The sequence below is a fragment of the Bacillus mojavensis genome, from assembly GCF_012648005.1.
GTDB lineage: Bacteria > Bacillota > Bacilli > Bacillales > Bacillaceae > Bacillus > Bacillus mojavensis.
The window spans coordinates 683,543-703,524 of record NZ_CP051464.1; the positions used below are offsets into that span (position 1 = coordinate 683,543).

At 47.0% G+C, this 19,982-nt stretch carries 19 protein-coding genes; 16 read left to right on the top strand and 3 right to left on the bottom strand.

Features of this window, described 5'->3' with window-relative positions:
• The first annotated feature begins 71 nt into the window (after positions 1-71).
• The 12 genes from purE to purD all read left to right on the top strand — a co-directional run bounded on the left by purE (position 72) and on the right by purD (position 12,874).
• Positions 72-560: a 5-(carboxyamino)imidazole ribonucleotide mutase gene (gene purE, locus HC660_RS03540; RefSeq protein WP_010333242.1), complete on the top strand. Its 489-nt coding sequence runs from the start codon at positions 72-74 to the stop codon at positions 558-560.
• Positions 553-1,695 carry a 5-(carboxyamino)imidazole ribonucleotide synthase gene (gene purK, locus HC660_RS03545; protein ID WP_168747095.1) on the top strand — a complete coding sequence of 381 codons (1,143 nt, stop codon included), beginning with the start codon at positions 553-555 and terminating at the stop codon, positions 1,693-1,695. Before purE ends, purK begins: the two co-directional genes overlap by 8 nt.
• Positions 1,692-2,987, top strand: a complete 1,296-nt coding sequence (gene purB / locus HC660_RS03550) for an adenylosuccinate lyase (RefSeq protein ID WP_010333244.1) — start codon at positions 1,692-1,694, stop codon at positions 2,985-2,987. The genes purK and purB overlap by 4 nt, the downstream gene beginning before the upstream one ends.
• 73 nt (positions 2,988-3,060) lie before the next feature.
• The gene (gene purC / locus HC660_RS03555; RefSeq protein ID WP_026014673.1) at positions 3,061-3,786 is read left to right on the top strand and encodes a phosphoribosylaminoimidazolesuccinocarboxamide synthase; all 726 of its coding nucleotides are present in this window, start codon (positions 3,061-3,063) and stop codon (positions 3,784-3,786) included.
• Complete coding sequence (purS, locus tag HC660_RS03560) at positions 3,779-4,033, top strand: phosphoribosylformylglycinamidine synthase subunit PurS (protein WP_010333246.1); 255 nt, start codon at positions 3,779-3,781, stop codon at positions 4,031-4,033. The genes purC and purS overlap by 8 nt, the downstream gene beginning before the upstream one ends.
• Positions 4,030-4,713, top strand: coding sequence for a phosphoribosylformylglycinamidine synthase subunit PurQ (gene purQ, locus HC660_RS03565; RefSeq protein WP_168747096.1), 684 nt, complete (start codon positions 4,030-4,032; stop codon positions 4,711-4,713). The genes purS and purQ overlap by 4 nt, the downstream gene beginning before the upstream one ends.
• Positions 4,697-6,925: a phosphoribosylformylglycinamidine synthase subunit PurL gene (gene purL, locus HC660_RS03570; protein WP_168747097.1), complete on the top strand. Its 2,229-nt coding sequence runs from the start codon at positions 4,697-4,699 to the stop codon at positions 6,923-6,925. The genes purQ and purL overlap by 17 nt, the downstream gene beginning before the upstream one ends.
• Positions 6,901-8,331 (top strand): amidophosphoribosyltransferase, encoded by a 1,431-nt coding sequence (gene purF / locus HC660_RS03575; RefSeq protein WP_168747098.1) that lies wholly within the window; start codon positions 6,901-6,903, stop codon positions 8,329-8,331. The genes purL and purF overlap by 25 nt, the downstream gene beginning before the upstream one ends.
• A gap of 100 nt (positions 8,332-8,431) precedes the next feature.
• Positions 8,432-9,472, top strand: coding sequence for a phosphoribosylformylglycinamidine cyclo-ligase (purM, locus tag HC660_RS03580; RefSeq protein WP_168747099.1), 1,041 nt, complete (start codon positions 8,432-8,434; stop codon positions 9,470-9,472).
• The gene (gene purN / locus HC660_RS03585; protein ID WP_010333252.1) at positions 9,469-10,056 is read left to right on the top strand and encodes a phosphoribosylglycinamide formyltransferase; all 588 of its coding nucleotides are present in this window, start codon (positions 9,469-9,471) and stop codon (positions 10,054-10,056) included. The genes purM and purN overlap by 4 nt, the downstream gene beginning before the upstream one ends.
• Positions 10,053-11,591 (top strand): bifunctional phosphoribosylaminoimidazolecarboxamide formyltransferase/IMP cyclohydrolase, encoded by a 1,539-nt coding sequence (purH, locus tag HC660_RS03590; protein WP_168747100.1) that lies wholly within the window; start codon positions 10,053-10,055, stop codon positions 11,589-11,591. Before purN ends, purH begins: the two co-directional genes overlap by 4 nt.
• A gap of 14 nt (positions 11,592-11,605) precedes the next feature.
• Positions 11,606-12,874 carry a phosphoribosylamine--glycine ligase gene (gene purD, locus HC660_RS03595; protein ID WP_168747101.1) on the top strand — a complete coding sequence of 423 codons (1,269 nt, stop codon included), beginning with the start codon at positions 11,606-11,608 and terminating at the stop codon, positions 12,872-12,874.
• 38 nt (positions 12,875-12,912) lie between these two features.
• Here the strand turns inward: purD and HC660_RS03600 are convergent, their stop codons facing one another.
• Complete coding sequence (locus HC660_RS03600) at positions 12,913-13,335, bottom strand: Lrp/AsnC family transcriptional regulator (protein WP_168747102.1); 423 nt, start codon at positions 13,333-13,335, stop codon at positions 12,913-12,915.
• 143 nt (positions 13,336-13,478) lie between these two features.
• Between HC660_RS03600 and HC660_RS03605 the strand changes: the two genes are divergently transcribed.
• Positions 13,479-14,753 (top strand): APC family permease, encoded by a 1,275-nt coding sequence (locus HC660_RS03605; protein WP_168749395.1) that lies wholly within the window; start codon positions 13,479-13,481, stop codon positions 14,751-14,753.
• A gap of 13 nt (positions 14,754-14,766) precedes the next feature.
• On the opposite strand, the gene HC660_RS03610 is transcribed toward HC660_RS03605, so the two are convergent.
• Complete coding sequence (locus tag HC660_RS03610; protein ID WP_029441181.1) at positions 14,767-15,000, bottom strand: YgaP family membrane protein; 234 nt, start codon at positions 14,998-15,000, stop codon at positions 14,767-14,769.
• Positions 15,001-15,127: 127 nt separating this feature from the next.
• On the opposite strand from HC660_RS03610, the gene HC660_RS03615 reads away from it, so the two are divergent.
• Genes HC660_RS03615 through HC660_RS03625 form a run of 3 tightly spaced genes read left to right on the top strand, consistent with a single transcriptional unit; the run spans position 15,128 to position 18,209 of the window.
• On the top strand, positions 15,128-16,870 hold the full coding sequence (locus HC660_RS03615; protein WP_168747103.1) for an adenine deaminase: 1,743 nt from the start codon (positions 15,128-15,130) through the stop codon (positions 16,868-16,870).
• Between the two features lie 26 nt (positions 16,871-16,896).
• Entirely contained in the window at positions 16,897-17,892 is a 996-nt protein-coding gene (locus tag HC660_RS03620; RefSeq protein WP_168747104.1) for a DUF3048 domain-containing protein, read from the top strand.
• A gap of 2 nt (positions 17,893-17,894) precedes the next feature.
• Entirely contained in the window at positions 17,895-18,209 is a 315-nt protein-coding gene (locus HC660_RS03625) for a YerC/YecD family TrpR-related protein (protein WP_003219429.1), read from the top strand.
• Positions 18,210-18,245: 36 nt separating this feature from the next.
• Here the strand turns inward: HC660_RS03625 and HC660_RS03630 are convergent, their stop codons facing one another.
• Entirely contained in the window at positions 18,246-19,823 is a 1,578-nt protein-coding gene (locus HC660_RS03630) for an FMN-binding glutamate synthase family protein (protein ID WP_168747105.1), read from the bottom strand.
• Positions 19,824-19,982 lie beyond the last annotated feature (159 nt).

The window sequence follows — 19,982 nt, forward strand, 5'->3', positions numbered from 1 at the left end:
CCTCATAATGCAATACAAAGCCGGGTATTTTTTATTTTCTGAAAACTAAAGCATTAGAAGGTGGGAACAGAATGCAGCCGCTAGTAGGAATCATCATGGGAAGCACTTCCGATTGGGAGACAATGAAAAACGCATGCGACATACTTGAAGAACTTGAAGTGCCGTACGAAAAGAAGGTGGTTTCCGCTCACCGGACGCCTGATTTCATGTTTGAGTACGCTGAAACAGCCAGAGAAAGAGGCATCAAGGTCATTATCGCTGGTGCCGGTGGTGCGGCGCACTTGCCGGGGATGACAGCTGCTAAAACGACGCTGCCGGTTATCGGCGTTCCGGTTCAGTCTAAGGCGCTGAACGGACTCGATTCACTTCTTTCCATCGTGCAAATGCCTGGAGGCGTACCGGTTGCCACAACAGCCATCGGAAAAGCGGGCGCTGTGAACGCAGGTCTGTTAGCGGCGCAAATTTTGTCAGCTTTTGACGAGGATCTAGCCAGAACGTTAGATGAAAGAAGAGAAAATACAAAACAAACAGTGTTAGAAAGCAGTGATCAGCTTGTCTAATCAAATCATCTATCCAGGAGCCGTCATCGGCATGATCGGCGGCGGACAGCTTGGGAAAATGATGGCTGTCTCCGCAAAGCAAATGGGGTATAAAGTCGCGGTCGTTGATCCGGTGAAAGACTCGCCGTGCGGGCAGGTCGCGGATATTGAAATCACCGCGTCTTACAATGACCGCGAAGCGATTCGGAAATTGGCTGAGATCAGCGATATTATCACGTATGAGTTTGAAAACATCGATTATGATGCGCTGCATTGGCTGAAAGATCATGCGTATCTCCCGCAAGGAAGTGAGCTGCTGCTCATTACCCAAAACCGTGAAACAGAGAAAAAAGCGATTCAATCCGCGGGCTGTGAAGTTGCCCCTTACAGCATCGTCAAAACAAAGGATGAGCTGAAAGAGGCGGTTCAGTCGCTGGGGCTTCCCGCAGTGCTGAAAACATGCCGCGGCGGATATGACGGCAAAGGCCAATTTGTCATCAAGGAAGCGTCACAAATAGAAGAGGCTTCAGCTCTTTTAGAGCAAGGGACTTGCATTCTCGAAAGCTGGGTTTCTTTTAAAATGGAACTGTCGGTCATCGTTGTCAGATCGGTAAACGGAGAAATTTCGACGTTCCCGGCAGCGGAGAACATTCACCACAATAATATTCTGTTCCAAAGCATCGTGCCTGCACGGGTTGAAGAAAGGATTCAGGCAAAGGCTGCTGAGCTGGCCGTTAAGCTCGCAGATGAGCTGAATCTTGTCGGACCGCTTGCTGTTGAAATGTTCCTGACAGAGGGCGATGAGCTTTTGGTTAATGAACTGGCGCCTAGACCGCACAATTCAGGACATTACACGCTGGATCTTTGCGAGACGAGCCAGTTTGAACAGCATATCAGAGCGGTTTGCGGCCTTCCGCTTGGAAAAACGGAGCTGCTGAAGCCTGGCATGATGGTGAATCTTCTCGGCGATGAAGTCAAGATCCCAGAGGAAGAGCCGGAGCTTTTAAAAGAAGCAAAGCTTTATGTATACGGAAAACATGAAATCAAAAAAGGCCGCAAAATGGGGCATATTACTTTTATGAAGCAGCCTGAAGACGAATGGATTCAGGAGATCACAAATAAATGGAGAAATAGAGACGGAGGACAAGCAGAATGATCGAACGTTATTCAAGACCTGAAATGTCCGCGATTTGGACGGATGAAAACAGATTTCAAGCATGGTTAGAGGTTGAAATTCTTGCCTGTGAAGCGTGGGCGGAGCTTGGCGTGATCCCAAAAGAAGACGTAAAGCTGATGCGCGAAAACGCGTCATTTGACATCAACCGCATATTAGAAATCGAACAGGACACGCGCCATGACGTAGTTGCTTTTACGCGCGCTGTATCCGAATCACTGGGCGAAGAAAGAAAATGGGTGCATTACGGCTTAACGTCAACTGACGTCGTAGATACTGCTCTTTCTTACTTATTAAAACAGGCAAATGACATTCTGCTCAAGGATCTTGAGAGATTTGTTGACATCATAAAAGAAAAAGCGAAAGAACATAAATACACAGTCATGATGGGCCGTACACACGGCGTACACGCAGAGCCTACAACATTTGGTTTAAAACTTGCGCTTTGGCACGAAGAAATGAAACGCAACCTTGAACGCTTTAAACAAGCGAAGGAAGGCATTGAGGTTGGGAAGATTTCCGGTGCTGTCGGCACATATGCGAACATTGATCCGTTTGTTGAGCAATATGTTTGTGAGAAACTCGGCCTGAAAGCCGCACCGATTTCAACACAAACGCTTCAGCGTGACCGCCATGCTGATTATATGGCGACACTTGCTTTGATTGCGACAAGCATTGAGAAATTCGCGGTTGAAATTCGCGGACTGCAAAAAAGTGAAACACGCGAGGTCGAGGAATTTTTTGCGAAAGGGCAAAAAGGGTCATCAGCTATGCCGCATAAACGGAATCCGATCGGTTCTGAAAACATGACAGGTATAGCGCGTGTCATTCGCGGCTACATGATGACAGCTTATGAAAATGTTCCGTTATGGCATGAGCGCGATATTTCTCATTCTTCAGCGGAACGGATTATTCTTCCGGATGCGACAACCGCGCTGAATTACATGCTGAACCGTTTCTCCAATATCGTGAAGAACTTAACGGTCTTCCCGGAAAACATGAAGCGCAACATGGACCGCACATTGGGGCTGATCTACTCTCAGCGCGTGCTGCTGGCATTGATTGACACAGGCCTGACTCGTGAAGAAGCTTATGACACAGTGCAGCCGAAAGCAATGGAGGCATGGGAGAAGCAAGTACCGTTCCGTGAGCTTGTGGAAGCGGAAGAGAAAATCACGTCCCGTCTTTCTCCGGAAAAAATTGCTGACTGCTTTGATTATCATTACCATCTGAAAAATGTGGATCTGATCTTTGAACGTTTAGGTTTAGCTTAGAAGAAGCTTTTAGCGGCTTCTTCTAAGCCGCTGCAGTTTGAAAATTCCCAACATTCGGGTTAGGAGGCCTTCCGTGAATATTGTGAAGAATGAACTTTTATATGAAGGAAAAGCAAAAAAGATCTACAAAACCGATGACGAAAACACGCTGTATGTGGTGTATAAAGATTCTGCCACTGCCTTTAACGGAGAAAAAAAGGCGGAAATTAGCGGCAAAGGGCGCTTAAACAATGAGATTTCAAGCCTGATTTTCAAACACCTCCATAAAAAAGGAGTTAATAACCACTTTATCGAGCGGATGTCGGAAACAGAGCAGCTCATTAAAAAGGTAACGATTGTGCCGCTTGAAGTCGTCGTCAGAAATGTTGTGGCAGGGAGCATGTCCAAACGTCTCGGCATTCCAGAAGGTACGGAGCTTGAACAGCCGATTATCGAGTTTTACTACAAGGATGACGCGCTGGGTGATCCGCTCATCACAGAAGATCATATTTGGCTTTTGAAAGCGGCGACTCCTGAGCAGGTAGAAGCCATTAAGTCCATTACAAAAACAGTAAATGAGGAGCTTCAAAGCATTTTTGACGATTGTCATGTCAGATTAATAGATTTCAAGCTTGAATTCGGTTTAGATGCAGACGGGCAAGTGCTTTTGGCGGATGAAATTTCACCTGATACATGCCGTCTGTGGGATAAAGACACGAACGAAAAGCTGGACAAAGATTTATTCAGACGCAATCTGGGAAGCTTAACCGACGCATACGAAGAGATTTTCAAAAGACTGGGAGGCATTCATCATGTATAAAGTAAAAGTTTATGTCAGCTTAAAAGAAAGTGTACTGGATCCACAAGGGAGCGCTGTCCAGCATGCCTTGCACAGTATGTCTTACAAGGAAGTCGCCGACGTGCGCATCGGGAAATACATGGAGCTAACAATTGAAAAGTCGGACCGTGATCTTGACGTGCTAGTGAAAGAAATGTGCGAAAAACTTCTTGCGAATACAGTGATTGAAGATTACAGATATGAGGTTGAGGAGGTAGTCGCACAGTGAAATTTGCGGTGATAGTGTTACCCGGCTCTAACTGTGATATCGATATGTATCACGCTGTAAAGGATGAACTCGGCCATGATGTGGAATACGTCTGGCACGAGGAAACAAGCCTTGACGGCTTCGACGGCGTGTTAATTCCGGGAGGTTTTTCTTACGGAGATTACTTGAGATGCGGCGCCATCGCCCGATTTGCGAATATTATGCCTGCTGTAAAACAGGCAGCGGCTGAAGGAAAACCTGTCCTCGGCGTCTGCAACGGATTTCAGATTTTACAGGAGCTTGGCCTTTTGCCAGGTGCAATGAGACGTAACAAAGATTTGAAGTTCATTTGCCGTCCGGTTGAATTAATCGTGCAGAACGATGAAACTTTATTCACCTCTTCCTATGAAAAAGGCCAATCGATTACAATTCCGGTTGCCCACGGTGAAGGGAATTTCTACTGCGATGACGAAACGCTTGCTTCATTAAAAGAAAACAACCAAATTGCTTTCACATACGGTTCCGATATTAACGGAAGTGTCAGCGATATTGCCGGTGTTGTAAATGAAAAAGGAAATGTGTTAGGCATGATGCCTCATCCAGAGCGCGCGGTCGATGAACTGCTTGGAAGCGCCGACGGTCTTAAATTGTTTCAGTCTATCGTGAAAAATTGGAGGGAAACTCATGTCACTACTGCTTGAACCAAGTAAAGAACAAATAAAAGAAGAGAAAATATATCAGCAAATGGGTGTCAGTGATGATGAGTTTGCATTGATTGAATCCATTCTTGGAAGATTGCCGAACTACACAGAAATCGGAATTTTTTCTGTCATGTGGTCAGAGCATTGCAGCTACAAGAACTCAAAGCCGATTTTGCGTAAATTCCCGACGAGCGGCGAACGCGTGCTGCAAGGTCCGGGGGAAGGCGCCGGAATCGTTGATATCGGTGATAACCAAGCGGTTGTGTTCAAAATTGAATCGCATAACCATCCATCAGCCATCGAACCGTACCAAGGCGCTGCGACTGGCGTAGGCGGCATAATCCGTGATGTCTTTTCAATGGGTGCGCGTCCGATCGCTGTATTAAACTCTCTTCGATTTGGTGAACTGACTTCACCGCGCGTGAAGTACTTGTTTGAAGAAGTAGTAGCAGGTATCGCCGGATATGGGAACTGCATCGGAATTCCGACAGTCGGCGGCGAAGTGCAATTTGACAGCAGCTATGAAGGAAATCCGCTTGTCAACGCAATGTGCGTGGGATTGATCAATCATGAAGACATCAAAAAAGGCCAGGCAAAGGGTGTCGGCAACACGGTCATGTATGTCGGCGCAAAAACAGGGCGAGACGGAATTCACGGCGCTACGTTTGCGTCTGAAGAAATGTCTGATGCTTCTGAAGAAAAGCGCTCCGCGGTTCAAGTCGGCGATCCATTTATGGAGAAGCTTTTGCTTGAAGCGTGTCTGGAAGTCATTCAATGTGACGCCTTAGTCGGCATTCAGGACATGGGAGCTGCCGGCCTGACCAGCTCAAGCGCGGAAATGGCAAGTAAAGCGGGTTCTGGCATTGAAATGAACCTTGACTTGATCCCTCAGCGTGAAACAGGCATGACCGCTTATGAAATGATGCTTTCTGAATCACAGGAACGGATGCTGCTTGTTATTGAGCGCGGACGTGAACAGGAAATCATCGATATTTTTGACAAGTATGATCTTGAAGCAGTTTCTGTCGGACGTGTAACAGATGATAAAATGCTGCGCCTGACACATAAAGGTGAGGTTGTATGTGAGCTCCCTGTTGATGCCTTGGCAGAAGAAGCGCCGGTTTACCACAAGCCTTCTCAAGAGCCTGCCTACTACCGTGAATTTTTAGAGACAGATATCCCGGCTCCTCAAATTAACGATGCGAATAAAACACTGAAGGCGCTCCTGCAGCAGCCGACGATCGCAAGCAAAGAGTGGGTTTACGACCAGTATGACTACATGGTGCGGACGAATACAGTTGTGGCTCCTGGGTCTGATGCGGGTGTTCTCAGAATCCGCGGAACGAAAAAGGCGCTGGCGATGACAACTGACTGTAACGCCCGTTATCTCTACCTTGATCCAGAGGTCGGAGGAAAAATCGCTGTCGCTGAAGCGGCGCGCAACATCGTTTGCTCCGGTGCAGAACCGCTTGCGGTTACAGATAACCTGAACTTCGGAAACCCGGAAAAACCGGAAATTTTCTGGCAGATTGAAAAAGCGGCTGACGGCATCAGTGAGGCGTGTAACGTTCTCAGCACACCTGTAATCGGCGGAAACGTATCGCTTTATAACGAATCAAACGGCACGGCGATCTACCCGACACCTGTAATCGGCATGGTCGGTTTAATTGAAGATACAGACCACATTACAACGCAGCATTTCAAACAAGCGGGCGACCTTGTGTACGTCATCGGCGAAACAAAACCTGAGTTTGCCGGAAGCGAGCTGCAAAAAATGACAGAAGGCCGCATTTACGGCAAAGCGCCGCAAATTGATCTTGATGTAGAGCAGGCACGCCAAAAGGCACTGCTTGATGCGATTAAACAAGGCTTTGTTCAATCAGCGCACGATGTATCTGAAGGCGGCTTAGGCGTAGCAATTGCGGAAAGTGTCATGACGACGGAAAACCTTGGCGCTAGCGTGGCTGTTGAAGGGGAAGCAGCATTATTATTCTCTGAATCTCAATCCCGCTTCGTTGTTTCTGTGAAAAAAGAACATCAAGCAGCGTTTGAAGCAGCTGTACAAGATGCGGTTCATATCGGTGAGGTAACAGCTGACGGACTTCTGAGCATTCAAAATCAAGACGGACAACAATTGATTCACGCGCAGACGAAAGAGCTTGAACGCGCGTGGAAAGGAGCTATCCCATGCTTGCTGAAATCAAAGGCTTAAATGAAGAATGCGGCGTTTTTGGGATTTGGGGACATGAAGAAGCCCCGCAAATTACGTATTACGGCCTCCACAGCCTCCAGCACAGAGGACAGGAGGGCGCGGGCATTGTGGCAACTGACGGTGAACAGCTGACGGCGCATAAAGGCCAAGGGCTGATCACTGAAGTATTTCAAAACGGTGAGCTCAGCAAAGTGAAGGGGAAAGGCGCAATTGGGCACGTTCGATATGCAACAGCCGGCGGCGGCGGATATGAAAATGTTCAGCCGCTCCTCTTCCGCTCCCAAAACAACGGCAGCCTGGCGCTTGCCCATAACGGGAACTTGGTGAATGCCACTCAGCTGAAGCAGCAGCTTGAAAATCAAGGAAGCATCTTCCAGACGTCTTCAGACACTGAGGTTTTGGCTCACCTGATCAAAAGAAGCGGCCACTTCACGCTGAAGGATCAAATTAAAAACTCGCTTTCCATGCTGAAAGGCGCCTACGCGTTCCTGATCATGACTGAAACAGAAATGATTGTTGCGCTTGACCCGAACGGACTTAGACCGCTGTCAATCGGCATGATGGGAGACGCTTATGTCGTCGCTTCAGAAACATGTGCATTTGATGTCGTCGGCGCGACGTATCTTCGCGAGGTGGAGCCGGGCGAAATGCTGATTATCAATGATGATGGCATGAAATCAGAGCGCTTCTCCATGAATATCAATCGTTCCATCTGCAGCATGGAATACATTTATTTCTCACGGCCTGACAGCAATATTGAGGGCATTAACGTGCACAGCGCGCGTAAAAACCTTGGAAAAATGCTTGCTCAGGAATCAGCGGTTGAAGCTGATGTCGTGACAGGCGTTCCGGATTCCAGTATTTCAGCGGCTATCGGCTACGCGGAAGCAACAGGCATCCCGTACGAGCTTGGGTTAATCAAAAACCGTTATGTGGGCAGAACATTTATTCAGCCGTCACAGGCTCTGCGTGAGCAGGGCGTCAGAATGAAGCTTTCTGCGGTGCGCGGTGTTGTAGAAGGAAAACGCGTCGTCATGGTGGATGACTCTATCGTGCGCGGAACGACAAGCCGCCGGATCGTAACGATGCTCAGAGAAGCGGGTGCGACAGAAGTGCATGTGAAAATCAGTTCGCCGCCGATCGCTCATCCGTGCTTCTATGGTATTGATACGTCTACACATGAAGAACTGATCGCGTCTTCTCACTCGATTGAAGAAATCCGTCAGGAAATCGGAGCTGACACTCTCTCATTTTTGAGTGTCGAAGGGCTGCTGAAAGGAATCGGCAGAAAATACGAAGACGCTAATTGCGGGCAATGTCTTGCTTGCTTTACAGGGAAATATCCGACTGAAATTTATCAGGACACTGTGCTTCCTCATGTAAAAGAAGCGGTGTTAACCAAATAATACTTGAAAATGACATAAAGGCAGCGCAGTTCGGCTGCCTTTCTCTTTCTGCCCTTGATCGGAGAGATATTTTGAAAAGCGCCTTAAAGGAGTGAATAGGATGTCTGAAGCATATAAAAACGCAGGAGTTGACATCGAAGCCGGATATGAAGCTGTAAAACGGATGAAAAAACATGTGGAGCGTACGAAAAGGCTTGGCGTTATGGGCAGCCTTGGCGGCTTTGGCGGCATGTTTGATCTGTCGGAGCTTTCTTATCAGAAACCCGTTTTAATTTCGGGAACAGACGGTGTTGGCACAAAATTAAAGCTGGCTTTTTCCATGGATAAACATGACACGATTGGTGTAGACGCTGTCGCAATGTGTGTCAATGACGTGCTTGCGCAAGGTGCGGAGCCGCTCTTTTTCCTCGACTATTTAGCGGTCGGCAAAGCAGACCCCGTGAAAATCGAGCAGATCGTACAAGGCGTTGCGGATGGCTGTGAGCAGTCAGGTTCAGCCTTGGTCGGCGGAGAAACCGCTGAAATGCCTGGATTATATACAGTTGATGAATACGATATCGCAGGTTTCTCAGTTGGTGTGGCGGAAAAGGATGAAATCGTGACCGGGGAAAACATCGAGGAAGGCCACCTTTTAATCGGACTAAGCTCCAGCGGTCTTCACAGCAACGGATTTTCCCTTGTGAGAAAGGTGCTTCTGGACGATGCAGAGCTTGATCTCGACGAAACGTATGAGCCGTTTGAACGCCCGCTCGGCGAAGAATTGCTTGAGCCGACAAGAATTTACGTGAAGCCTGTGCTTGCGGCTGTGAAAAGCGGACTCATTGATGGTATGGCGCACGTAACAGGCGGCGGATTTATTGAAAATCTTCCGCGTATGCTTCCTGAAGGCTTAAGTGCGGAAATCGATCACGGCTCTTGGCCGATCCCGCCGATCTTCTCTTTCTTGCAGGAGCATGGCAAGCTGAAAGAAGAAGACATGTTTAACGTCTTTAATATGGGCATCGGATTTGTTCTCGCGGTAAAAGAAGAACATCTCACAAAAGTTATCGGAACGCTTGAAAGCCATGGCGAAAAAGCCTATTTAATCGGGCGAGTGAAACAAGGTGAAGGCGTTACATTCGGCGGTGCTGCACTTTCATGAAAAAGTTTGCGGTATTTGCATCCGGAAATGGCTCAAACTTCGAAGCCATCGTCACACGCTTGAAAGAGGAGAACTGGGATGCGTCCGTATCACTCCTCGTTTGCGACAAACCGCAGGCGAAAGTCATCGAGCGGGCGGAAAGATTCCAGATTCCATCCTTTGCTTTTGAGCCGAAGTCTTATGAAAACAAGGCCGCATTTGAACGGGCCATTATTGAACAGCTTCATCTTCATGAAGTAGAATTGATCGTTCTCGCCGGCTATATGAGACTGATCGGTGATACGCTGCTCCAGGCATACGGAGGAAAAATCATCAACATCCATCCGTCCCTTCTTCCCGCTTTTCCTGGAATAGACGCAGTCGGACAGGCATACCGGGCGGGTGTGAAGGTGGCCGGGATTACCGTTCATTACGTCGATGAAGGAATGGATACAGGTCCGATCATCGCTCAAAAGGCAATTGACATTAATCAACATGATACATTGGAAACAATCGAACAGCGGATTCACAAGCTTGAGCATAAATGGTATCCAAGTGTGATTAAACAGCTATTAGGATTAAATAACAGAGGTGAAAAGGCATGACCATTAAACGCGCACTAATCAGTGTTTCAGATAAAACAAATCTTGTTCCTTTCGTAAAAGAACTGACAGAGCTTGGCGTTGAGGTTATTTCAACCGGCGGCACAAAAAAGCTTCTTCAAGAAAACGGTGTTGAAGTTATCGGAATTTCTGAAGTGACAGGTTTTCCGGAAATTATGGACGGGCGCTTAAAAACGCTTCATCCGAATATTCACGGCGGTCTTCTTGCAGTTCGCGGCAACGAAGAGCATATGGCGCAGATCAATGAACACGGCATTGCGCCAATTGACCTGGTTGTCGTCAACCTCTATCCATTTAAAGAAACGATTTCTAAAGAGAATGTGACGTACGAAGAAGCTATTGAAAACATTGATATCGGCGGACCTGGCATGCTGCGAGCGGCATCGAAAAACCATCAGGATGTGACGGTTATCGTTGATCCAGCGGATTACAGCCCTGTTCTGAATCAAATCAAAGAAGAAGGCGATGTTTCGCTTCAGAAAAAACGCGAGCTGGCGGCAAAAGTATTCCGTCACACTGCGGCATATGACGCGCTGATCGCTGACTATCTGACACATGTTGTCGGTGAAAAAGAACCAGAACAATTCACCGTTACATTTGAGAAAAAACAATCGCTTCGCTACGGAGAAAACCCGCATCAGGAAGCAACATTCTATCAAAGCGCGCTTCCTGTCAAAGGTTCTATTGCACAAGCAGAACAGCTGCACGGCAAAGAGCTTTCTTACAATAACATTAAAGATGCGGACGCTGCTGTTCAGATTGTTCGTGAATTCACGGAGCCTGCTGCGGTTGCTGTGAAGCATATGAATCCATGCGGCGTGGGAACTGGCGAAACGATCGCAGAAGCGTTTGACAGAGCGTTCGAAGCAGATAAAACATCGATTTTCGGCGGCATTATCGCGTTGAACCGTGAAGTGGACAAGGCAACAGCCGAAGCGCTTCATAACATTTTCTTAGAGATCATCATTGCGCCTTCATTCAGCCAAGAAGCGCTTGATATCCTGACAGCGAAGAAAAATCTTCGTCTGCTGACACTTGATGTGACAGCTGCCGTCCAAAAAGAAAAACAGCTGACATCTGTACAAGGCGGATTGCTGATTCAAGATTTAGATATGCACGGCTTTAATGATGCTGAGATCAGCATTCCGACAAAAAGAGAGCCGAACGAGCAAGAGTGGGAAGATTTGAAGCTTGCTTGGAAAGTCGTGAAACATGTGAAATCCAATGCGATCGTTCTCGCGAAGGACAACATGACAGTCGGCGTGGGAGCCGGACAAATGAACCGCGTCGGATCAGCGAAAATCGCAATCGAGCAAGCAGGAGAAAAAGCGAAAGGCAGTGCGCTCGGATCTGATGCATTTTTCCCAATGCCGGATACTGTTGAAGAAGCCGCAAAGGCGGGCGTTACGGCTATCATTCAGCCGGGTGGATCAGTTCGCGACGAGGATTCCATCAAAAAAGCGGATGAATACGGCATTGCCATGGTATTCACCGGCATCAGACACTTCAAACATTAAGGGGATGAAAACGCGTGAATGTATTAATTATCGGTAAAGGCGGAAGAGAACATACGCTGGCATGGAAGGTGGCGCAAAGCAGCCTCGTTTATAAGGTATTTGCCGCTCCGGGAAATGACGGCATGGCAGCTTCTGCACAGCTTGTAAACATTGAGGAAAGCGACCACGCCGGGCTTGTCTCATTTGCTAAAGAGAATCAGGTTGGGCTGACCATTGTCGGACCTGAGGTTCCTTTAATTGAGGGCCTTGTTGACGAGTTCGAACAAGCCGGTCTTCGTGTGTTCGGTCCGTCAAAAGCCGCTGCGATCATCGAAGGAAGCAAACAGTTTGCAAAGGATTTAATGAAGAAATACGACATACCGACCGCAGAATACGACACGTTTACATCCTTTGAAGAAGCGAAGGCTTATGTGCAGGAAAAAGGCGCTCCGATTGTCATTAAAGCGGACGGACTTGCGGCTGGAAAAGGCGTAACCGTTGCGATGACGGAAGAAGAAGCCATCGCGTGTCTGCACGATTTTCTTGAAGATGAAAAATTCGGTGATGCGAGCGCATCTGTCGTGATTGAAGAATTTCTTTCTGGCGAAGAGTTTTCCCTCATGGCATTTGTCAAAGGAGAAAAGGTATATCCGATGGTCATTGCCCAGGATCATAAACGCGCGTTTGATGGAGACAAAGGGCCGAATACAGGAGGTATGGGCGCTTACTCTCCTGTTCCGCAAATTTCGGAAGATACCGTAAGTCATGCTGTAGAAACGATCGTCAAGCCAGCCGCAAAAGCAATGGTTCAAGAAGGGCGTTCTTTCACAGGCGTCTTGTACGCGGGACTGATGCTCACTGCGAATGGATCGAAGGTCATTGAATTTAATGCCCGCTTCGGCGACCCGGAAACACAGGTCGTGCTTCCGCGCATGGAATCTGATCTTGTACAGGTGCTTCTTGATCTTTTAGATGATAAGGACGTTGACTTGAGATGGAAGGATACGGCGGCAGTCAGTGTCGTGCTTGCTTCAGAAGGCTATCCTGAAAGCTATGCAAAAGGCACGCCGATTGGCAGCCTGACAGCACATGCTGATCAAGTTGTCGTCTTCCATGCCGGAACGAAAGCAGAAGGTGAAGAGTTCGTCACAAACGGCGGACGCGTCGCCAATGTGACCGCCTTTGACGAAACGTTTGAAGCGGCACGAAACCGAGTGTACAAGGCCGTTGATGAGATCATCAAGCCTGGACTGTTTTTCAGAAAAGATATCGGGGCGCGCGCTCTGAAGGCTGCTCAAAAATAAAGAGATGAAAAACCCGCAGATTGTGCTGCGGGTTTTTGTTATACCAAAGCGTGCCGGAAAGCGGAAGAAGAAAGCACAACAAGCGTGGTCGGTTTTCCATGGGCCATTGAAGCGTCTATAAAATCTTCTAGGGTATGCACAGATTCCGTCACCACTTTTGTCACATAGCTGTACATACCTGTAATCCGGTGGTTCTCTGCCACATCGGGGTGGGCTTCGGCAAAGGCGGCGTAGTGCTTGCAGCTTTTCGGCTCCATCAGGATAAAAGCCGTAACATGTTTGTTTAGCTTTTCAAAACAGATATCAGCGCTGTACCCGGTAATGACTCCTTTTTCCTCGAGCTTTCTGACACGTTCCGCCGCACTCGGAGAGCTGAGTCCGACAAGCTTTCCTAATTCAACCATCGTTAATCTCGCATTTTGCTGTAAATGCGAAAGAATTTGAAGGTCTGTATCATCCATTCGTATGGCTCCTTTACAAATTTAGGTGAATTGATAAAAATACCTTTTATGATTAGGTGATGTTGGTGATTTAGCTTAATTGTAGCATATAAGTGTCGTCATCTTTTTTCTATAATTAAGCCATCAACATGGGAGGAGGCATCATTTTGCCGGAATTGCAGCGTTCGATTACTTGGGTTCAAGGAGCGGCATTAACGATCGGGGCCGTATTGGGCTGCGGGATTTTAATTCTTCCGTCTGTCACGGCTGACACCGCTGGTCCCGCTTCTTTATTGGTTTGGGGATTTATGTCTTTCTTATCTTTTCTGCTCGTCGGCACACTGGCGCGCCTTGTCAGAATGGCACCAAGCGCAGGAGGAATCACGGCTTATGTACAGCTAGCTTTTCGGCCAAAAGCCGGGGCCATTTTGGGCTGGATTATGCTGGGATCGGTTCCGATCGGTGTGCCAGTGATCGCTTTGACTGGCGCACATTATGTCAGCTACGTCACAAAGGCTTCGGATTGGCAGATTGCTTTCATTGCAGCAAGTATGCTGGCGATCTCTATTTTGCTTCATATCAGGGGCATTCAATTATCAGCAAACATCAGCATACTCGTCATCTGTGTCATTTTGTTGCTGCTCGTCATTTCTGTTGCTGTTTCACTGCCTCACGTAAAAGCAGCTGAATTTAAGCCTTTTCTGCCGCATGGCTGGTTTGCCGCGGGTTCTGTTTCTGTCATCATCTTTTTTTCTTTTGTAGGCTGGGAAATGATTACTCCATTAGCTGAAGAGTTTACACATCCCGAAAAGGATGTACCAATCAGTTTATTCTTAGCGGCAGCTTGTGTGGCGGTGCTGTATATTATGCTGTCGTTTGTCACTGTGGGCACCCATGCATATGGAGAAAAGGGAGAAATCGCATCTCTGACGATGCTCATATCAAAAGGAGCGGGGGATATTGGGGTATATGTAACGACTTGTTTAGCTCTTTTTATTACATTCGCCACCATTCATGCCAACATCGCAGGGTTTTCAAGAATGGTCTATGCGTTGGCGAGAGAAGGTCATATTCCGGGGTACTTCGGGAAACTCAGTCATACAAAACATACACCTGTCCGTGTATTAACAGCGCTGGCTATCGTGTTTGGTTTCGTTCTTATGGCGAACGGCATATTTCAAATTGATCTGACAACGCTGCTGAAAGGACCAAGCTCGGCATTTATTGCATCTTACATATGCACTATGGCGGCAGCGCTGAAACTGCTGAACTGGAAGGATTCAGGCTGGTGGATGGCTTTGGGGGCGCTTCTTCTTTGTACAGTAATCTACTTATTTAGCGGCTGGGCGCTCTTGTATCCGGCTGCGTTTGTGGCTGTTGGTTTTTTCTATATGAAGACAAAGGGATATTCTGAAAAAAAGCTTGATCACATTTTATGATCAAGCTTTTTTCTTACGATTCTTGATGATCCTGTCCATGGTTTTCATCAATGGTGTTTTGAAACATATAGGTTACTGGACAGAAACGCAGTATGCCTGAACCTGCCTTCATGGCGCCTATAAAGATGCAGAACAGATGCATTTTGCACCAAGGTTTTTTCGTATACTTGGCACTCGCAGCTGACATAATTGTCAGTCCGCAGGCGATACGGAAGACGGCATTGATGAGACTGATGTTTGGTTTCATGGAATCCGCTCCTTTTACTTTAAAAAGTTTTTTAATCGAACCTTCAAAAATTTGTAACGTTTTTATCGTGCGTGATGGAGAAGGATGTGATACCATGAGTCTAATACATGTAAAGGAGAGTATGTGAATGTCCGAACGCACCTTTAACTGGAAAAATAAAGACATCAGGGCACAGGTTGATGTTGTAGACTCTAAGCTGCTTCCAACGCTCCTTTTACGGAATGCTCTCGTCTTAAATCCATATGTAAAACAATGGCTGAAAAAAAACATTTGGATTTATCAGGACCGTATTGTTTATGTTGGTCATGAACTTCCGGATAGAACCGAAGAAATTCATACGATTGATTGTGAAGGAAAATACATTGTGCCTGGCTATATCGAACCGCACGCACATCCTTTTCAAATATATAATCCCCAAACGCTGGCGGAATATGTGTCTCAGTACGGTACAACGACATTCGTAAATGATAACTTATTTTTGCTTTTGCAAAGCGGAAAAAAGAAAGCGCTTACTATTTTGAGTGAACTCAAAAAGCTTCCGGTTCAGTATTTTTGGTGGTCCCGGTATGACCTGCAGACCGAGGTTCTGAACGAGGATCACGTTCTTCCATTTGACGTCAGAAAGCAGTGGATTGAACATCCAGATGTCATACAAGGCGGAGAAATGACCGGCTGGCCGCGTCTTGTAGATGGCGATGATTTAATGCTTCATTGTATGCAGGCCACAAAAAAACAGCGGAAACGCATAGAAGGGCATTTTCCCGGCGCTTCAGATAAAACGCTTACAAAAATGAAGCTGTTCGGAGCGGATTGTGATCATGAAGCCATGACAGGTGAGGAAGTGATGAGAAGGCTGGAGCTGGGCTATTATGTATCACTTCGCAATTCGTCCATTCGCCCTGATTTAAGAAACATATTGCAGGAGCTTCATGAAAAGGGCTTCCGCTACTATGACCACTTTTTTTACACAACAGACGGCGCTACGCCTAATTTTTATAAAGGCGGCATGACAAACGAGCTCATCCGGATTGCCCTGGAAGAAGGGGTTCCGGCAATCGATGCGTACAATATGGCATCATTTAATATCGCGAAGTATTATCAAATGGATGATTATTTAGGCATTGTCGGGCCGGGAAGACTTGCATCACTGAATATCCTTGAGGACCCGTTGCAGCCGAATCCGGTAACCGTTCTGTCAAAAGGCAAGATTCTGCGTGAAGACGGCCGTGATGTGAATGCGTTTCCACATACGAACTGGAACAAAGGCGGTCTTGTCCCGCTTGAGCTTTCATATGATATGACGATGGATGATTTGCAGTTTTCCATGCCGATGGGCGTAAAAATGCGGAATGCGGTGATTATGGAGCCGTATATGATTGAGATCGACAACTCGGTCGAACAGCTTTCATTTGACCATGATGAAAGTTATTTAACGATGCTTGACAGACATGGGAAATGGCGCGTGAATACGATGATAAAAGGATTTGCCTCAAGTGTGCAGGGATTTGTGAGCTCCTTTACGACGACGGGTGATATTGTTGCGATCGGAAAAAACAAAGCGGATATGCTGCTTGCTTTCTCCCGCATGAAAGAAATCGGTGGGGGAATTGTGCTTGCGGAAAACGGAAAAATCCTTCACGAAATTCCGCTTTCACTGTGCGGATGCGCTTCTTCGGAATCGTATGACATCGTGCTGGAAAAGGAACAGAAGCTGAGAGATCTATTGACTGAAAGAGGCTATGAGTATTGTGATCCGGTTTATACGCTGCTCTTTTTGCAAAGCACGCACCTCCCGTATATACGCATTACGCCAAGAGGAATCTTCGACGTGATGAAAAAAACTGTACTCTTTCCATCGATAATGCGTTAAAATATAAAAGAACGGGGAGCCGACATATGAAAAAATGGATGACAGTTTGCGTGCTGTGTTTCGCGTTTTTTATGCTAGTATCTTGCCAGCAGAAGGACGCTGTCCCTGATCACACAAAGAAGCTGAGAGCCCCTTTGACGGGATTGGAGACTGAGCAGAAGGCAGCTGAACGCAGGCCTGTTGCTGTCGTGGTGAACAATCACCCGAAGGCGCGGCCGCAATCAGGACTGTCTAAAGCCGACATTGTCATAGAAGCGCTTGCCGAAGGCCAAATTACAAGGTTTCTGGCCATTTTTCAAAGCCAGATGCCTGAAACTGTCGGACCTGTGCGGAGTGCGCGGGAATATTTCGTCACTCTCAGCAACGGTTTTGACAGCATATTTGTCCATCACGGCTGGAGTCCCGGCGCCAAGGAGCAGCTGGAATCCGGAGCTGCCGATTATATTAACGGATTGGATTTTGACGGAAGCTTATTTTGGAGAGCTGATTTCAGCGAACCGCCCCACAATTCCTACACGTCTTATGAGTACATAAAAAAGGCGGCGGAACAAAAGGGATATGAGCTGAAGCAGGAAACAGATCCAATGCTGTTTCAAACATCAGATGCAAAACCTGTAAATGAATCTTATAATGTTCGGGTAGATTATGGAACAAAAAACGTTACAAATCTTGTCGAATACAACTATGATAAAAAAGCTGAAGCTTATACGAGAAGCTCTGATGGTGTCATGACGACAGACCGGGAGACCGGAAAGCCGGTTGCAATGCAAAATATTTTCATTGTTGAAGCCAGCCATCATACTATTGACCAAGATGGAAGGCGTGACATCGACATAGAATCAGGGGGTAAAGGTCTGCTGTTTCAGCACGGAAACGTCATTGAAGCAGACTGGAAATATGTAAACGGGAGAATTGTGCCGGTGAAAGAAGGCAAATGGCTGCCGTTTGTACCAGGAAAGACATGGATAAATATCGTGCCTGATCTCGATGCGGCTTCCATTAGTAAAGGAGAAGGTGTGTAACGATGCAAATCGATAAATTACGCGGCAAAGAGCTGGACCAGCTATTTAACTCTATCTTATCGCTGAAAGACCTGGAGGAATGTTACCGGTTCTTCGATGATCTTTGCACAATTAATGAAATTCAATCGCTGGCTCAGCGCCTTGAAGTGGCGCGCATGCTCCGCGAAGGAAACACGTATCATAAAATTGAAACAGAAACAGGCGCATCTACTGCGACAATTTCCCGTGTGAAGCGCTGCTTGAATTATGGAAATGACGCCTATGAGATGGCGCTTGACCGTGTGAAGGAGACTGAAACAGAGTCTTCTTCCAAATAAAAAACCGCCCTGCCGTTTGGCTAGGGGCGGTTTTTTTTATGAAACAATTTTCTCAATCAGTTTGTTGATGTCAATTGTGCTGCCATCCTCTTTACGATAGACAACATGCTTTTGGGAAAAATGAATCGGCGAATCGATCCCGGCTGCTGCTGCCAGATTAAACAGCCCCTCACGCAGCGAAATGACGTAGTTGCAGACACGGTGCTGCTTTTCCTCAACGCTCAGCGCTTTTTGCAGCTTCGGATCTGTTGTCGCAACGCCTGCCGGGCATGTGTTGGTGTGGCATACGAGGGCGCGGATGCATCCGACTGAAAACATCATACCGCGTGCAATGTTGACAAAGTCAGCGCCCAGAGCTAAAGCCACCGCGATTTTGTCAGGGGTCAGCAACTTTCCGGAAGCAAAAAGTTTCATCCGGTCACGCAAGCCGTATTGTCTGAGCAGTGTATCAACGATAGGGAGCGCGGTCATAATCGGGAGGCCGACTGTGTCGGCAAGCTCATAAAAGGAAGCACCGGTACCGCCTTCACTCCCGTCTATTGTTATAAAATCAGGATGTTTTCCGCTTTTCTGCATATAAGAAAAAAGCTCATGCAAGTCATCAGGCTGGCCTGCAACAATTTTAATGCCGACCGGCTTTTGACCGACGTCTCGCAGCTTTTCAATAAAATCCAGCATTTCAGGTGTGCTTGAAAATTCATGAAAGCGGTTTGGGCTGTCGATTGATTTTCCGGGTTCGACATTCCGGATTTCCGCCACTTCCTCTGACACTTTAGCGCCATCCACATGTCCGCCGCGGGTTTTTGCTCCTTGTGCGAGCTTCAGCTCAAACGCTTTAATTTGGTCAAGCCGGCTTTTCTTTTTGAATTCCTCCCACGAAAATTCCCCTTTTCTATTGCGCACACCAAAAAGACCGGGACCGATTTGGCAGATGATATCAGCACCTCCCTTTAAGTGATACTCAGACAATCCGCCTTCACCGGTATTCATCCAAGTGCCGCCCGCCTGGTGCAGCCCTTTTGACAGCGCTGTAATGGCGCGCTCCCCAAGTGAACCGTAGCTCATGGCGGATTGCCCGACTAATCCCTTCACATAGAAAGGCTTTTCGCATGTACTCCCGCCGATGACTTGAACATCATCTGGATGGAGATAATACGGATCAGCCTTAATACGTTCGGCATGTTCGCTGCGTCTGAACAGATTGTCCGAATCGATTTTATAGATGTGGGTTTCAATTTTCGGAGACTGGCTCACACGCAATTCTTCTTTTTGTTTTGGGAAAAGGGCGTTTCGGATATAATAGCCCGGTTGATCAAAATCTCTTACCGAGCCGAAACCCATCATTCTGCTTTTATATTTTCCGGAAATGACAGTTTGCTCATATTCTTTTCGTGAAAAAGGCTGTTCCTCATTGTCATTGCTAAATAAATACTGCCGCAGCTCCGGACCGATTTTCTCAAAAATATAGCGAAACCTTCCAATGACAGGATAATTGCGGAGGATCGAATGCTCCTGCTGTTTTTCGTCCTTTATGTAGATCCAGACAAACAATGCGATGGGGATAACGATAATCCCGATGATAAATGCAATAAGTGCAATGATCATGTATTCCATCTGTTAGCCTCCCTTTTTATGTAACCATTTCCACTGTTGGAGCGTTTCCAAACAATAGAAAATATTACTGTGTTTTTACTATAAAAAGAGAGCGGAACAGCCGCTTTTTTTCTGCGGAAATAGAATCAAAACACCTTTTTCAGTGAATAACGAGAATGA

What these genes read in the sequence shown, in the direction of transcription:
- purE (WP_010333242.1), top strand. Translation starts at nt 72, where the DNA reads ATGCAGCCGCTAGTAGGAATCATCATGGGAAGCACTTCCGATTGGGAG.
- purB (WP_010333244.1), top strand. Translation starts at nt 1,692, where the DNA reads ATGATCGAACGTTATTCAAGACCTGAAATGTCCGCGATTTGGACGGAT.
- purS (WP_010333246.1), top strand. Translation starts at nt 3,779, where the DNA reads ATGTATAAAGTAAAAGTTTATGTCAGCTTAAAAGAAAGTGTACTGGAT.
- purL (WP_168747097.1), top strand. Translation starts at nt 4,697, where the DNA reads ATGTCACTACTGCTTGAACCAAGTAAAGAACAAATAAAAGAAGAGAAA.
- purF (WP_168747098.1), top strand. Translation starts at nt 6,901, where the DNA reads ATGCTTGCTGAAATCAAAGGCTTAAATGAAGAATGCGGCGTTTTTGGG.
- purM (WP_168747099.1), top strand. Translation starts at nt 8,432, where the DNA reads ATGTCTGAAGCATATAAAAACGCAGGAGTTGACATCGAAGCCGGATAT.
- purN (WP_010333252.1), top strand. Translation starts at nt 9,469, where the DNA reads ATGAAAAAGTTTGCGGTATTTGCATCCGGAAATGGCTCAAACTTCGAA.
- purH (WP_168747100.1), top strand. Translation starts at nt 10,053, where the DNA reads ATGACCATTAAACGCGCACTAATCAGTGTTTCAGATAAAACAAATCTT.
- HC660_RS03600 (WP_168747102.1), bottom strand. Translation starts at nt 13,335, where the DNA reads ATGGATGATACAGACCTTCAAATTCTTTCGCATTTACAGCAAAATGCG.
- HC660_RS03610 (WP_029441181.1), bottom strand. Translation starts at nt 15,000, where the DNA reads ATGAAACCAAACATCAGTCTCATCAATGCCGTCTTCCGTATCGCCTGC.
- HC660_RS03615 (WP_168747103.1), top strand. Translation starts at nt 15,128, where the DNA reads ATGTCCGAACGCACCTTTAACTGGAAAAATAAAGACATCAGGGCACAG.
- HC660_RS03620 (WP_168747104.1), top strand. Translation starts at nt 16,897, where the DNA reads ATGAAAAAATGGATGACAGTTTGCGTGCTGTGTTTCGCGTTTTTTATG.
- HC660_RS03625 (WP_003219429.1), top strand. Translation starts at nt 17,895, where the DNA reads ATGCAAATCGATAAATTACGCGGCAAAGAGCTGGACCAGCTATTTAAC.
- HC660_RS03630 (WP_168747105.1), bottom strand. Translation starts at nt 19,823, where the DNA reads ATGGAATACATGATCATTGCACTTATTGCATTTATCATCGGGATTATC.